10 protein-coding genes and 4 pseudogenes are annotated in these 14,801 nt (G+C 57.7%); 9 read left to right on the forward strand and 5 right to left on the reverse strand.

The annotated features are described in order from the left end of the window. Nucleotides 1-253: 253 nt before the first annotated feature. Together chrA and E4S61_RS26290 are read right to left on the reverse strand one after the other, a co-directional pair. Entirely contained in the window at nucleotides 254-1,642 is a 1,389-nt protein-coding gene (gene chrA, locus E4S61_RS18610) for a chromate efflux transporter (protein WP_135305447.1), read from the reverse strand. 150 nt (nucleotides 1,643-1,792) lie between these two features. After that, nucleotides 1,793-1,966 (reverse strand): annotated as a pseudogene (locus E4S61_RS26290) (DUF892 family protein); the annotation flags it as partial. A 220-nt stretch (nucleotides 1,967-2,186) separates the two neighbouring features. On the opposite strand from E4S61_RS26290, the pseudogene E4S61_RS26790 reads away from it, so the two are divergent. The 3 genes and pseudogenes from E4S61_RS26790 to E4S61_RS18630 all read left to right on the forward strand — a co-directional run. Then, nucleotides 2,187-2,486, forward strand: a pseudogene (locus E4S61_RS26790) (zinc ribbon domain-containing protein); the annotation flags it as partial. 345 nt (nucleotides 2,487-2,831) lie between these two features. Continuing rightward, nucleotides 2,832-3,137 (forward strand): hypothetical protein, encoded by a 306-nt coding sequence (locus E4S61_RS18625; protein ID WP_135305448.1) that lies wholly within the window; start codon nucleotides 2,832-2,834, stop codon nucleotides 3,135-3,137. Between the two features lie 336 nt (nucleotides 3,138-3,473). Continuing rightward, nucleotides 3,474-4,940 carry an amidohydrolase family protein gene (locus E4S61_RS18630; RefSeq protein WP_135305449.1) on the forward strand — a complete coding sequence of 489 codons (1,467 nt, stop codon included), beginning with the start codon at nucleotides 3,474-3,476 and terminating at the stop codon, nucleotides 4,938-4,940. Nucleotides 4,941-6,090: 1,150 nt separating this feature from the next. On the opposite strand, the pseudogene E4S61_RS18635 reads toward E4S61_RS18630, so the two are convergent. Continuing rightward, nucleotides 6,091-6,971 (reverse strand): annotated as a pseudogene (locus E4S61_RS18635) (hypothetical protein). A gap of 687 nt (nucleotides 6,972-7,658) precedes the next feature. Between E4S61_RS18635 and E4S61_RS18640 the strand changes: the two are divergent. The 3 genes from E4S61_RS18640 (at nucleotide 7,659) to E4S61_RS18650 (ending at nucleotide 11,299) form a co-directional block, all read left to right on the forward strand. After that, nucleotides 7,659-9,020 (forward strand): GntP family permease, encoded by a 1,362-nt coding sequence (locus E4S61_RS18640; protein WP_135305450.1) that lies wholly within the window; start codon nucleotides 7,659-7,661, stop codon nucleotides 9,018-9,020. 1,131 nt (nucleotides 9,021-10,151) lie between these two features. After that, nucleotides 10,152-10,997, forward strand: coding sequence for a DUF7344 domain-containing protein (locus tag E4S61_RS18645; protein ID WP_209309557.1), 846 nt, complete (start codon nucleotides 10,152-10,154; stop codon nucleotides 10,995-10,997). Then, nucleotides 10,994-11,299 carry a HalOD1 output domain-containing protein gene (locus tag E4S61_RS18650; protein WP_135305452.1) on the forward strand — a complete coding sequence of 102 codons (306 nt, stop codon included), beginning with the start codon at nucleotides 10,994-10,996 and terminating at the stop codon, nucleotides 11,297-11,299. Before E4S61_RS18645 ends, E4S61_RS18650 begins: the two co-directional genes overlap by 4 nt. On the opposite strand, the gene E4S61_RS18655 is transcribed toward E4S61_RS18650, so the two are convergent. Next, entirely contained in the window at nucleotides 11,296-11,535 is a 240-nt protein-coding gene (locus E4S61_RS18655) for a hypothetical protein (RefSeq protein WP_135305453.1), read from the reverse strand. The genes E4S61_RS18650 and E4S61_RS18655 overlap by 4 nt on opposite strands. Nucleotides 11,536-11,631: 96 nt before the next feature. Then, a complete protein-coding gene (locus E4S61_RS18660) occupies nucleotides 11,632-11,826 on the reverse strand; it encodes a hypothetical protein (RefSeq protein ID WP_135305454.1) in 195 nt (64 codons plus the stop codon). Nucleotides 11,827-12,329: 503 nt separating this feature from the next. Here E4S61_RS18660 and E4S61_RS18665 point away from each other — a divergent pair. The 3 genes and pseudogenes from E4S61_RS18665 (at nucleotide 12,330) to E4S61_RS18675 (ending at nucleotide 14,769) form a co-directional block, all read left to right on the forward strand. After that, nucleotides 12,330-12,941, forward strand: a complete 612-nt coding sequence (locus E4S61_RS18665; protein ID WP_135305455.1) for a hypothetical protein — start codon at nucleotides 12,330-12,332, stop codon at nucleotides 12,939-12,941. A gap of 43 nt (nucleotides 12,942-12,984) precedes the next feature. After that, nucleotides 12,985-13,548: pseudogene (locus tag E4S61_RS18670) on the forward strand (TVP38/TMEM64 family protein); the annotation flags it as partial. A 582-nt stretch (nucleotides 13,549-14,130) separates the two neighbouring features. After that, nucleotides 14,131-14,769: a phosphatase PAP2 family protein gene (locus E4S61_RS18675; protein ID WP_135305457.1), complete on the forward strand. Its 639-nt coding sequence runs from the start codon at nucleotides 14,131-14,133 to the stop codon at nucleotides 14,767-14,769. Nucleotides 14,770-14,801: the final 32 nt, after the last annotated feature.

Raw genomic sequence — 14,801 nt, forward strand, 5'->3', positions numbered from 1 at the left:
CTACGAATGGAACGGCGCCTTATTTCGCGGTTCCGTCGTTCAGCGGGGTGCATCTGAACGACGTCCGCTTCTTCGAACGTCACGGTCGATGCCACCCTTGGACGACTGAGAACGAGCTACTCGAGACGACGGACGATCTTCTAGGCTCACTGAGGCCGGAATAGGTGCCATAGGCACGAATCACGATCCTATTACTTCGACCCATTACACCTGAAACAGCTGTTAGAACGAACCTGTGTACCGACAGCGCCGCTCACAGCAGAAAGAACACACCTGCACCCAGCACGCCGCCGCCCAGAATCAGATACATCGCGTCGACATCGCGTGTGAAGAGACCAAAGGTGACGACGGCGAGCAGCACTCTCGCGGGGTCGAAGCCGCTGACAGCGAGGAACATGGGTGACCCCTCGATGACCGCGAAAGCGTCAACGGCGAGTGTGACGGTCGCACCGATGATGGCGCCGACGACAGCGGCGTTGATTCCGGCCAGCGCGGCCTGGACGACCGTGTTGTCCCGTACTCTGGCGACGTAAGGGAACGCGCCGGTGATAAAGAGGAACGACGGCGCGAAAGCCCCGAGCATGGCGACGAACGCGCCCAGGGCGGCCCAGCCGATCGAACCGTAGGTGTCGAGCATGAGTTTGTAGCCGACGAAGGCCGTAGTCATCACGACCGGGCCCGGAGTGAGTTGCCCGATGGCGATGCCGTCGACGAACTGCGTCCCGGTGAGCCAGCCGAACGTGCCGACGACGTAGGTCTCGATGAAGGGGATGAGCACGAGCCCGCCGCCGAAGATGAACGAGCCGGTGTACAGCATGAAGAGGAACAGCTTCACCCAGAGGTTCCCCCAGAGCACGGCGCCAGCGGTGGCGACGGCGGCTGGGATGGGGAGCGTATCGCCGAGTGTGTCGACGACACGGCCCCGGAGGGCGTAGAGAGCGGCGATGAGGCCCCCGACCAGCGCGCCGACCGAGACACACCGCCAATTCGTCAGGACCCAGTCGGGCCGGAACAGCGCGACCGCGACGACACCAGCGATTGCGAACTCCACGACTGGGTTTGGGTTAATCAGCACCGTCGCTGCGAGCGCGCCGGCCAGCAGCGCCAGCAGGCGAAGGTCGACCTCCCAAGACTCACTAGCGATATCGAACGAGAGATCGGCTCGTCCCTCCTTCAGTGAGCTCTGCCCCATCGAGTAGGCCGCGCCAGCGATGAGCCCGATGACGACCGGGTTCACGCCGTAGAAGAATGCCTGCACCGAGGGGAGCTGTCCGAACCCGAAGTAGACGTACGACAGCGTGAGGACGATGATGAATGTCGGCGCCATGAACATCGCGCCGGCGACGAGCGCCCCCAGATTCCCGCCTCGAACCCAACCCATGAAGATGCCCAGCTGGGTCGAGGCCGGCCCGGGCAGCATGTTGCATATGGCAAGGCCCTCCATGAATGTGGCCTCGTCGGTCCACTCGCCGACAAGTTCGTCCTCCATCATCGCGATGTGGACGAGGGGGCCGCCGAAGCCGACGAGGCCGAGTTTCAGGAAGAAGCGGGCGATGTCGACCAGACGCTCCCGCGACGCTGTGCCCCTGTACTCGCTCGCAGTGCCCGCTGCGGCCTCGGTCGTCGCGGCGTCCCCGGCCATGGCTGTACCGAGGTCCCACCCGGACAAGAAATCCGGTGTTCTGACCAAATCTGGAGTCCACTTTTTGTTGGGAGTCCGTTGACCGATTCACCCTCTGTATCGTGCGACTTCTGGTATCTCTCTTGGAGGGGTTTCTTGCTGGGAGGTCCGTCACACCCGTTGTGAACAGTAAATCGGGACTGGTCGCTCCGTTCGTGTTACGACCACTTCGCGGAGCGTTTCCTCTAAGAGATCAGCGGCTTCATCGTAGCCCGCTTTGCCGGCCAGTGAGGTGACGTTCCCGTAGGTGGCGATTTCGTAGTGTTCGGTCTGGTCTGCGAGCGTGCCGACCGCATCGACTAATTGCTATTCGACATAGTAGAGCTCCTGTACCCCTTCGGTAAGAAGCTTCTCGGTTGAGTCAGTTGTCATCGTGGTCCTCCATCACACGGTTAGTTCGTGCGACGAATGAACGGTGGGGCTGGGAGAGGAAGTCTACTAAATCCAGGTGAATACAAGGTTCGCTCATGTCGGGCTGTGGACACAGCGATCCACGGTCGCCGTGCAATCCGAGGAACACGGGATCCTCATTGACCGTGTAGACGAGGACAACACGAGCAAGACGTGTTCGTATTGCGGGCTGATTCGGAACAGCAACCCTGTAGAGTGCGGTCTATACGTCTGCTCGTCATGTGAGACGACGAACGCAGACGTGAACGGTGCGGTAAACATTCGGAGAAAGATAACTCAGAGTCCCCCGACGGGCGATATGAGTAACGGCTGGTTGGCACAGCTGGGAGTGTTCCTGTTCGACCGCGAGAGTGGGTCGTTCAACACGAGAGAGCAGGGAGACTGCAAACCGTAATATCCCACCGCTTGGGATTCTTCCGGCTTTAGCCGGCGGGGGGTGTCAAATGCTCACACTTGGGTGCAATCGATTGGCAGATTCGTCAGTCTAGTTTCCAGGGGGATTCAAGACGAATGCCACGGGGCTTGATTCCGTGGACGGTACCGACAACGTATGAACCAAACTATCAGGTTTCAACGCCCGCCCAACGAGATGTGACGGCACCACTCGCGTCTGGCTTTCAAGTTCAAAAACAGGGATGGTCAGACGACCTGCCGTGACCACCAAGCTAGGTGGGGAGAGCCGAATCCATCCTGCTCGGCCGTCCGATATAAGTTTTCGTCGCTCCACAATACTAGTGCGATGACCCCCGATATCGATGATACCGAGGTCGAGTACGCGACCGAACCGACGCTCGCTAGAACACTCATTGAGGACCGAGGTGGGTATCCAGGACATGCCTCTAAATCGGAAGGCGAAGGTGACAGCGGCCTGCTTCGAGTCGGGTTTCACGACCAAGACGAAGACCTCAAAGAGGTCTCCTGGGAGCAGTTTCGAGAGGAGTTCGAAGACAAGGAGCTCGCGGTAGCCTATCGGCCCGACGAGAAGCCCGTCGAAGACAACCAGCCAGTTGTCTTGCTCGAACGAGATACGCTCGAAGAGTCGTAACGAGGGTCCTTCGCTCTATACGACGCGGTAGAGGGCGGCCTGCAGGCCACAGCGTCTCCGATTTTCAGATACGTCCGTCGCCTAGTCTCCTCACTCGACGATTCGCACGTCTCGTCTGGGCATCTGTCCGCGGTCTGTGTGGATATAAACCTCCCAGTCTCCGTTCGAGACTGATGCGATGGCGTTTGCGCCGCAGTACTAACTGCTCGGTGGCAAATCTGCGCTGTTTCCCCTATGTACGTAGCTCCGAACCGAGATTAACGAGATCTACTATAAATTGATGACTATGAAAAGCAACGCAAATATTAATAAGAATCATTTAATATCTGAACAAAAATGGACGCCGACATCGCGATTCACGACGCATACGTCCTCACGGTCGACGACAGGAATCGCCTCTACGAACGGGGTACGGTACTCATCGAGGATGGTCGCATCACCGAGGTACGAGCCTCCCGAGACGACGATGCGGACATCGATGCGACTCGCGTCATCGACGGCGAGGGCAAGCTCGTGATGCCGGGGCTGGTCAACGCCCACACCCACCTCGAACTGACGCCGCTGATCGGCGCGTTCAGCGACCTCGACCTGATGGAAATGATGAGCGGGATGACCGCGATCTTCGGCCACATCGCCGAGGGCGAGTACGACTACCTCACGGAGGCGGGGTACGAACTCGCCGCGCTCAACTTTCTCGCCGGCGGCGTCACCACCGTCAATTCGATGGACGTCCGGCCGAGCGCGGGCGCGGAGACGTTCGGCGAGGCGGGGCTCCGCGGGTTCTTCGGGATGGCGCTCTCCGACCTCTTCTGGGACGTCCCCGTCGACGAGCAGTTCGCCCGTGCCCGCACGTTCATCGACGAGTACCACGACACCTACGACGGGCGGATTCGGGCGACGATCAACCCCCACGACGACTGGTCGTGTACCCGCGAGATGTGGAATCGAACAGCCGACCTCGCCGCTGAATACCCCGACCTGCTCGTCCACACCCATCTGCTCGAACTCGAAGCGAGCAACAGGATGGCCCGGTCGAACGGCGCCGCGGACTCGCTCGACCTCCTCGACGACGTCGGCCTCCTCGACGACCGACTGGTAGCCGCGCACTTCCGGCTGGCCGACGACGAGGACATCCGGCGGACGGCCGAGGCCGACGCGTCGGTCGCACACTGCCCGTCCATCTTCTGTTACTGGAACACGGACGGCGACGTGCAGTGGACGCCGGTGCCGGAACTTCGAGAAGCGGGCGTCGACGTCGGACTGGGCATCGACGACCACTACTGGCACGACTCCTACAGCATGTTCGGCGAGGCGCGGCAGGCACGGCTCGCGGCCAATCTCAAGCGGTCGGCCGGTCAGTACCATTCGATGGAACTGGTGCGGATGCTCACTATCGAGGGGGCGGAGGCGCTCGGCGTCGGCGATGAGATCGGCAGCCTCGAACCCGGCAAGCGGGCTGATGTCATCTTGCTCGACGTCGAGAAGCCCAAGTTCACACCCCTGACCAATATGCCAGCGCAGGTCGCCAACAACGCGGCGCCGGCCGACGTGGAGACGGTCATCGTTGACGGCGACGTGTTGATGCGAGATGGCGATGTTGAGACGATGGACGCCGATAAAGTGCGCGAGCGGGCCGAATCCGCGGTCGACCGCTTCGCGTCGGAGACGGAGTGGGAACTCGGGATTGGTGGGAGTGAGCCGCCGAGTAAAGTGGATGTCGCCCGCGACCTGCCGAAGCGTGGCCCTGCCCAGTTGCTCGGTCGACTCGCCTTCCAGTCTGTAAAGGATAAGCTCCCATTCTGAGGCGAGTCTGGGAAATCGCCCGGCAACAATCACATCCGATGCCAAGATTCTGGTGCAGCGATGGCAGTCTGGGTTGCCTCCATGCCGTTTGCCGAGGAACCGAGGCTACGCCAAAATACCCCGCGTCGTACGAAACCCATCGCCGGAATGTACCCTCGGTTCGTCGGGATCCGCGTGAGAACCCCCCAAGAACAGCAGGTGATGGTGAACTGGCAAGCCAAGATGTCCGCTACAGGATAGCACCCTATCTTTGAGTGAGAGCACGGCTCGTTTCCGTTGAAGCGTCACGGGGTGAGTGAAGCAGGAGTCGCCCTGACTTTGACATCCTCCTCCGCGTGAACGCGGAGGAATCCCGAGCGGTGGGAGTTTCAGGTTTGCAACCATGCTTCTGTCACTTAACAGGAACTCGTTTAACCCAGCCATCGTGAACAGCGGCTGACTGGCGGTGCCAAACCGCCGTTACTCCTATCCTCAACACCGTTGACTCCCATCTGTTGTTTTTGCCAGCAGGGAGTCGCTGGCGCTTCGCCGGATTCGGAGGTACCGTGGGCTTGCTCAACCGACGGACACGAGACGAACCCTTCAAGGATTCGCGTTCACCACGTCGGCGTTTCGGATACTGTCTCATTAGTGGCGGGGAGACCGCCTCCGAAGGCCGTTTGGAACCGCTCTGTTCCGGCCTGACCTTACACTCTACGCCGAAGTGACAGGACTTGAAACTATGGATTGGAGACACAGAACAGCTATCGACGGTGGTTCGATGTAGTATATTGTCGGATTCATCCTGCGGCTTTAGCGCAGGTATTCTCCTTGCTTTGTATAACCTCTGTATTCAGCACGCCATTCTTAACAGCAGTTGGAGAGACTGCACTCCGTAGCGTTACATCTTTCACCTGTATCGTGCGACTTTTGGTATCTTTCTCGGAGGGGTTTCTTGCTGGGAGGTCCGTCACACCCGTTGTGAACAGTAAATCGGGACTGGTCGCTCCGTTCGTGTTACGAACACTCACTACACTCCTGTACGAATGGGGTCGCTCCCGAGTTCTGCAGCTAGCAGACAGAGGCGTCGGCGACGGCAGGGCACGTGCCACCGCGTTCCTCAAGGTTGGTTCCGGGTCGATTCCCTTCTTAGACCGTGCTCGTCACGAGGTTATCCCGAAGACTCCACCACAACGGGTGTGACGCCGCCCGTCGTTGCTTTCCGGTCGCTGTTCTCCAGCAAATCCAGCCCGACGTAGCGTTGCTCGACCAGTCCTTCGGCGGTGTCAGCGTCCATCGCGAGCAACTCGGTCTGTGTTTGGTCCCGTCCCACTTGCCGGGCCTTCTGAATCAGGTCATCGCCGCCAGTCTCGATCAGCTTCTCCCAGACACGCTTGACCATCTGGCGGTGCGATTCTTGCCCAGTTCGGCGGTCAGGGCAGTCTCCACATCGTCCTTAGTGAAGAACACGCCGCTCCCGTCAGTCCGTTCCGTAGCGAACTCGGGCCATCGTTTGGCGATGCTAATGGCACGATACGTATTCTGGCGGTTCGACCGCTCGACGAACATCGTCTTGACTTTGGCCTGCCGACAGTTCGCGAAGAAATCTAGCGGCGAGGAACTTGGTTCGGTCCCCTCGGGCAACGTCTCGGCGTCTTCCTGCTGGTCGGGGTCGGCTTCGAGTTGCTGCGCCTTGGCGATAGCACTCTTGGCGACCTCGTGCGTTTCCTCTTGCTGTTCCTCAATGTCGTCGAGGCGGCTCTCGGCTTCAGCCGACTTCCCAACGGCCGTCGTTGCGATGTCGTGCGTTTGTTCTTGTTGGGCTTCGAGTTCCTCGACGCGGTCCTGCAACTGATTTATCATCGCAACTAGCCCTTCCAGAACACTCGAAACGGGGGGTGACGTTTCCTCCTCTAACTGCCCGATCAGCTCCTGCAGGGCCTCCGTATCTGGGGCGTCGTCACTGATATCCGTCCCTAGCTGGGCGGCTAGTTGGTCGTCGGTGGCTGTGCTGTCGGTCGCACTCTCGTCGGAGTTGGTGTGTCGTGGCATGCTGACCGCATCCTTGCGATCGCTCTCCTGATCCCCTGTCGACGTGGGCGGCGGGGCCCGCTTTCCACGTCGCTGCTCGGAATTCTTCGGTGGGCCACTACCCCGAGCCCCCTTGACTGGCCGGCCACAAGCATTACCGTGCGTGCCGGCGATAGTCATCTGTGGATTCCGGTTGGGTCCTGTCTGTACCGTGAGTCCATTATTCCCGGAATCCACTCCTGCCGTCGTGGGTGTGACCTGGGATGACTGCCATGCTGTAGTGCCGGGGTTTTATGAAATAATCTCGACAGCTGACTAGATGGGCCCGGCGCTCCGTCGTCGGTTTGTACCCTCAGCTTACCTGCCTCCCTTGCGAACGTGAGCGTCGTGCTCCCTATTCCTCGTCGCTACATAGCCGGTACTGGGTCGTTTCGATCTGGTAAGCGACGATGCCGTGGGTGGTTCGACAGCATCGCGTGTGCACCGCCGTCGGTAGTCCTCGTCGACAAGTAGATGCTAGTGATAACCTTGACAATTGAGGCCGAACAACAGACAGGTGGGTGCTGGGGGACAGCCATTGGTAGGACTGACTCATTCCAAGCCACCCCAGCGTCAGTAGGTGTGTCTGCAAGGCCGCTGTCAGGCTCGATAATGACCAAATCAATACATAGTAAAGTCCATTACAGTTCGTGATTGTGTCCTGAGTGCATGCTTCAAGGATTACCACTGATACTGTTACTCGTCGGGGCAGTAGCGTTTATCATTATCGCCACGGCGAAATTGGATCTGCACGCATTTCTTGCACTCCTCATCGCCGCCTATTTGACCGGACTCGTCGCAGGACTCGACCCCGCAGAAGCCGCCACACTTGTGACAGACGGGTTTGGCGGCATCCTCGGCTACATCGGGATCGTCATTATCGCCGGGACGATTATCGGCACCTGTCTCGAGCGGTCCGGTGCGGCGATTGTCATTGCGGAGACAATTCTCGATTACGTCGGCGAAGAGCACACGACAGAGGTGATGGCGATTACTGGGAGTTTCGTCTCCATTCCAGTGTTCTGTGACTCTGGATTCGTTATCCTCTCTGGATTGAACCGGTCGCTTGCCGAGCGCTCCGGGCTCTCGCTGTCGACGCTCGGTGTGGCGCTCGCCGGCGGGCTCTACGTCACGCACGTATTCGTCCCGCCGACACCTGGCCCAATTGCGGCTGCCGGGATCATCGGCGCGGACATCGGTCTCGTCATGCTCGCCGGAATCATCGTCAGCGCGCCAATCGTCTTCGTCGCTGCGATATGGGCCGACAAAGTCGCGTCGAACTATCACATCGATCCCAACCCGGAAATGACAATCGACGAGATCAAAGACGAATACGGGACGATGCCATCACGCGCCGCGTCGTTCGCGCCGCTACTTATCCCGATTGCACTCATCGCTATCGGGTCGATTGCAGCCTACCCCGAAGCGGAGAATCCAGAACTGATCACCGGGGCACTCCAGCGCTGGCTGCTGTTCCTCGGTGATCCGGCGGTCGCGCTGCTTATCGGTGCGTTCATCGCCTTCGCGATTGTGCCCGATTTCGACAGCAGCGTCACAGACGAGTGGGTCTCCGACGGGATTAAAAACGCCGCCGTTATCCTCGCGGTGACTGGCGCCGGCGGCGCGTTCGGCGAAGTCCTCGGCGCACTGCCGCTCCAGAACTTCATTACCGACACGCTGGGTGGTCTCGGCATCGGGCTGTTGGCCGCGTTCATCATCGCCGCGGCGATGAAGTCGGCGCTGGGTTCCTCGACGGTCGCGATCCTGACTACCGCTAGCCTCGTCGCGCCGCTGCTTCCGTCGCTCGGACTGAACACGGAGCTCGGCCAAGTGTTCGCCGTCCTCGCGATTGGCGCCGGCAGCATGACCGTCAGTCACGCGAACGACTCCTACTTCTGGATCATCACGGAGTTCTCTGACATGGAGACGGCGACGGCCTACCAGGCCTGGACACTCGCGACGCTCGTGCTCGGTGTTTCGAGCATCATCTGGATTGTCATCCTCCAGAACATCGCGGGACTGGTCTTCTAGCCGACGACTAGTTCCCGCAGATAGTTGAGGTTCGTGCCAGTCGGGCCCGTCAGGACGAGGTCCCCGCGGGAGTCAAGGTCGACCACGCTATCGCCGCCGGAGAGCTAGAAGCGAACTTGCGCCAAGACGAGGAGCTGAATCAAGACAAAATCAATACCCTCACTGGCGAGATTGAAGAGCGCGTGTTCCCCGGGCATGGCGTAGCTTTTTCACGGAGATTCCGTCACTAGCTAGCTGGGTCCTGTCCGTCTATAGATCGATCGAGTCCATTATCCGAATCCCTAGACGGAGGCGTCAGGGCCTACGGTTTCCGTCGCTCGCCTTGAGTAATCGTGCTGGTATACTGCTCGACGTCCCTCGCTCACCGGTCGTCGGTGTTCCTTGTCGGCAAGCAGATGCTAGTGATAACATTGACAATAGCTGACGAACAACACACAGATAGACGCTGGGATACAGCTATTGGTAGGACTGACTCACTCCACAGCTACCCCAGCGTCAGTAGGTGTATCTGCGAGGTCGTTGTCAGGTCGACCTCGCTTTTGTGTGCCTGCTGGTGGGACTGTCCGGGAGTGCCATCGGTAGTGATCGGGTGTGGGTGGCCATAGTTGGCCAGCTTGCTGGTGAGTGTATTCGGTAACGTGCAGTGACGCGGCGGTGCGCTCGTCGATTGGGGTTTGTGTCGAGGGGTTGCTCAAGGTGTGTCTCGTGGGGCAGAGAGTGGCGGCTGGCGGACAAACCACGGGAGTTACTCGTCTCGGAGCAGACTCATCGAAACGATTGATACAGGTCCCAACTGTGGAACGAGATGTGGAGAGCCTGTCCTAAGCAACTCCGAACAATTCTCCTAGAGGCGGGCCGGATTTGGAGAGCCAGCATACCCGTTGTGAACAGGTGATTGAGACTGGTCGCTCCGTTCGTATGACGACCACTCACTACACGCCTGCAAGAAGAGGGTCGCTCCCGGTTCCTGCAGCTAGCAGACAGCAACGTCAGCGGCGGCAGAGCATCTACCACCGCGTCCAATAATCCTACTCACGGGTCCCAGAGTATTGCGCCCAGATAGTTACCCAGTAGTGATAAAAATATAACACAAGCACTAATACTTGCTATACGTACCAGTTGACAATGGGTATGAATGATAGCGAAGTAATCCAGTTACTACTGGATGACACCAATCGAACTATCGTCTCTCAGCTCAATGAGTCTGCTCGCGAGCTTACGGTCGATGAACTTGCAGAACGCATTGTCGGTGAAAATGTTCTCGCGCTGCATGCCACAGAATACGAGAACCAGTTTGAAGAAACCGTTATCTCACTGCATCATAGCCGCCTCCCTCGACTTGCTGAAGCCGGATTGATTGAGTACGATGCTGCCGACAATATCGTCAGCTATGGGGACTATACTACCCTTGACCCGAACTGGGAGGAGATTGGTGCTATCGATGAACTCCTCTCGCGGTTCCGAACTGAGAGCCCCGCTGGAACGGAGAGTATTGGCGTCCTCGAGGGCCGAGATGAGGTCTATGAGTATGGCCGTGAGTTAGCTGATCGAGCCGACGATGAGCTCTTTCTCATCTACACCTCCCGTGAGTTGCTCCACAAGGAGTGTCTCCCGCACGCGAAAAACGCCATCGACCGCGGTGTTGCCCTCGCTGCTGGTGCAAAAAGCGAGGATACACGTCAGTTCTTCCGCGAGTCCCTTCCAGAAGCGACGGTATGGGACCCACAGCTTGACTGGATGAACAACCCGGATGACTTCCCGAAGATCAGCCGGCTGATCTTCGCGGACCGCGAGACGGTCCTTGTCGGGCTCTGGAAGAAATCAGACGCCGATGATTCGAAAGAAGAGATCGCGATGATCGGTGAGGGGGCGCGTAATCCGTTGGTCGTCCTCGTCCGGGAACTACTAGGACCGCGACTGGATCACCTTGACTATCAAAGTGAGAACTTCATGACGGGCCTGCCATTCGAACCATGACTGCCAACAAGGAGAGAGACGACACCGCGAACAGCACTATGACGGAACCAACACAGAGCATGAGCTACGAGATTGGCGAGACCGAGCCGCCGAGTATCGCTGTTGTAAAGGCGGTTGCTGCGATGACTGGTGAGGACGTGCGCGACCTTGAGCCGCTATATGAGGTACTGAATCCAGTCCATCTCGATGGAATGTTTGACGATGTGGATGGGGGGGCACATTCCCACGCCGAAGTCTCGCTGCAGTTCAACGGGTGTACGGTTACCGTGACTGCTGGGTCGGTCCAGGTTCAACGGTGTTAGTAATGATGGGAGCGTGTTTGGACCGAGTAGCCTAACCAAACGTCTACCGTAGCGAGGCGAGCGATGAGAGAAGAGACGTGGCCAACTTGCTCTTCCCACTCATCCGGTGTCTCGGCGGATTCGGTCGGCTGGTCGTCCGTGGTTGCTGCCTCAAGGTTGTCGAGAAGGATTTCGAGGTGATCGACTGCTTGGTCGTAGGTCGTGGCCGCCGACTCATCCAACGACGTTCTGTCCACTTCTTGGAGTGCCGCAAGTGCCGCTTCGACGTGGGTGGTACATCCAGACTGAATTGCTCCCCGCCCGTGTCAAACATGCTTCCGTCAGTCATCACCCTACATCGACGATTCGAGTAGGTCAGATTCCTCTTCAAGCAGGTCCCATACGTCGTGGGTTTCTGCAAGCGAATCAATGTCCTGCAATCGCTCTCTCAATTGGTCTGCTTCTTCAGGGCCTAATGAACCGTCTATGACCGCCTGTTGAATCGTATCTGCCAGCAGCCCGAGTTGATAGTCGAGGCTACTAACCATCTCTTATCTGGTTATCTGGCGACCTGGGAAGAAGTGATGCATGCATCCTATCGTCCAGCCAACAGAGTCAGTTACGACAGTTCTATTTATTATCCTTTTCGAGTGAAAATTGCGAATTTTAAATCAAGTAGCGGTGCTTTCTTCCTGAATTCGATTACTCAGTCAACAAAAGATGTCGATACTGTGAAGTAATCCACACGTTAGCTGTATCTGAGTTTAGATTATGCGACTGAGGGGGATAAGAGAGGCGCCCATCCTCGTTGCTGGAACCCGCGTGAAATGCAAGCCCAGAGTTATTACGTTGATTGTGGTGCTACGACCAACGTGGCTCTGTTGGGACCGTTGTCGATGGCAGGTTTCAGCAGGTGTGCTGTCTCGGGGTGCATATCCCTCCCCACGAAATGTTCAGCTGAAGAGAGATAATTGTCTATAAATCTTGAATAATAGTTGACAATAGCAAGCACGTGTCTTACCACCATCACAAACGAAGCATGTCTGTAGCTATGAGAGAGACAACGTCACCGACCGAAGGAAACGAACTGTTCAATCTCGACAGCGACTCGCGCCGGTCGTTCCTGAAGAAGGGTGCGTTGGCATCGAGTGCGCTTGCTCTAGGCGTGTCCGGAACCGCAGCTGCCCAAGAAACCGACGGTGGTGTCGGCGACCTCGACGACAACTGGAAGGCATTGACGTTCATCGACAACTTCCACCCCAACGCCCGGTTTACGTTTGTCTCGGGGGTCGTCGAATGGACCCCTAACTATGGAGATGTCCAAGATAGCTACTTTTCGGACTACAACACGTATATGATCCGGTGGCTGAACACCGACAACGTCGTCCCACTGTTCGTTGCTCAAGACGCAAACATCGGCGAATACGACGCCGATCTTGGGTTTATTCCCGATGCCGACGACGACCAGAACCAGCCCCAATTGTTCGAGATGAACCGCGAGTGGACTCCCTTCGGTGACAATGAGCGGCTCATCACTGTCAACGCGAGCCCCGTGAGCGAAGAAGATGAAGATGAGATTCTCGATAACGACGACTGGTGGCAAGAGACTCAGAACAGCGGTACGACGCCAACCGAAACAACGCCTACCGGCAACGGGAACTAAGAGAGCGCCACCCCCCGAGAGCCTGTTTTATTTTCGACGCTAGGCACTCCGCGAGTGGATCAGCCAGTTTGGTATTTTCGCGCCACTCGTCTTTGTCCTCATCCAAGCCCTGCAAGTCATCATCGCTCCGATACCTGGTCAAATCGTCGCACTCGTCGCTGGATATCTGTTCGGCCCGGTCGCGGGAACTGTATACAGTCTTACCGGTGTGTTGCTGGGAAGTACAGTTGCGTTTAGTCTTGCCAAGCGATTTGGGCGACCGATGGTCGAACGCCTGCTTCACGAGGATGTGGTAACCCGCTTTGATGGGTTCGTCGACCGGGTTGGCATCCCGGGGCTGTTAGCATTCGTTCTCATTCCGGGACTCCCGGACGACGCGATTTGTTTTCTGAGTGGCCTCACGACGTGGCGACTCCGAACATTCCTCGCTGTAATTATTGTCGGTCGCCTTCCGGCATATGTTATCACCGTCTACGCCGGCGGGGAGTTGGCCAATGGGCAGGTCATCTCGGCATTAGCGCTGATCGGCGCTGTCATCCTCTTTTCTGTGATCGGCTACCAGAAGCAGGATGCGATCCGAGAACTGATTCAACAGGGTGGGTCCTGAGTTCGCGCTCGATTGCAGCCATCAGGAATCCTCGTCGGACTGATGGTCGTACCTCCTTCCCTCAGCTGAGCATTAGTATTCTCCACTTGACAAACGAACGCGATATAGTTAGCATGCACACACGTTTTCTTAGCTTGGAGAGGCACCAACCGAATCTATGGCTGAATTTTGTGAGTCCAGTAATCGCCCCGTTTTCATCGAATTTCGCCTTTTGTGCCACGCGATATTCACCGACGGATTCCGATTAGCGTGGTCTTGCAACACCTCACATTTGTCGTTCGTACACCAGAATCACGGTTGGGGACTCTTACATCCGTCACGGATGCACCAGCCGTTACTTATTTCAGGGGGTTTTTAGAACTTCATCTGCCAAATAGGTGTCTTTGACACCCTATTCGTAACGCTCACGGATACCGCACCCACTGAGACGGAGTCCAACGAGAGATTCGAATACCGGTGTGTATCGTCCATCAGTGTCGGTTCCGTGCCGATTCTCTCCTCAGAATGTGCTCGTCATGCGGTTCAAGTGAGATGTCGAGAGAGACAGTAGTGTTTTCGGTCCCGCTACCGTACTCCCGGATGATGAGTCTGCTATCGCAGGCGATGACATACTATCCATACGTCTTCCACCCGATCACGGTACTCGGCGTAGGTATCTTGGTACTGATCCACCACGAGTGGACGCGACAGGACGGAGACCAATCAGTGCTCTGGCGCCGCGTAGGTGGATTCCTCGGGGTGGGCCTACTTGCGCTCATCCCGACAGTAGCGTACTTCGGCATTACGGGAGCGAATCCAATCCAGTCCACAATGGGGAATAGCTGGCGGATGGACGCGCTGGTCGCGGTTGGCTTGTTCATCGCTGGCGTCGGTATGTGGTATCTGTGGCGCCACTTCGACTGGGGACAGCTCATCCCTGGGGCGATGGTGGTTCTCATCGCCGTGACAATACCGTACATCGCGCTCTCGCCGTTCTGGAACGTCTCGGGACACGTTATCATCTCGCTCATGCCGGCGCTCTATCTGGCCCTTGTCGACCGGAAATTCTGGCCCTTCCTTGCAATCCCGATTGTGATGGTCTACAACCGCATCTTCCTAGACGCCCACACATGGGCACAGTCGATTGGTGGGTTTGTTATCGCCGCAGCCATCATCCTTGGTCTCTATTGGTTGCAGACTGACGGATCGCTCCGATCGGAGCCTGAGTCGACTACGCTTTGAACGCTTGGCACATGGGAACGATCGAATGTTCC

Source organism: Haloarcula amylovorans (assembly GCF_004681185.1).
GTDB lineage: Archaea > Halobacteriota > Halobacteria > Halobacteriales > Haloarculaceae > Haloarcula > Haloarcula amylovorans.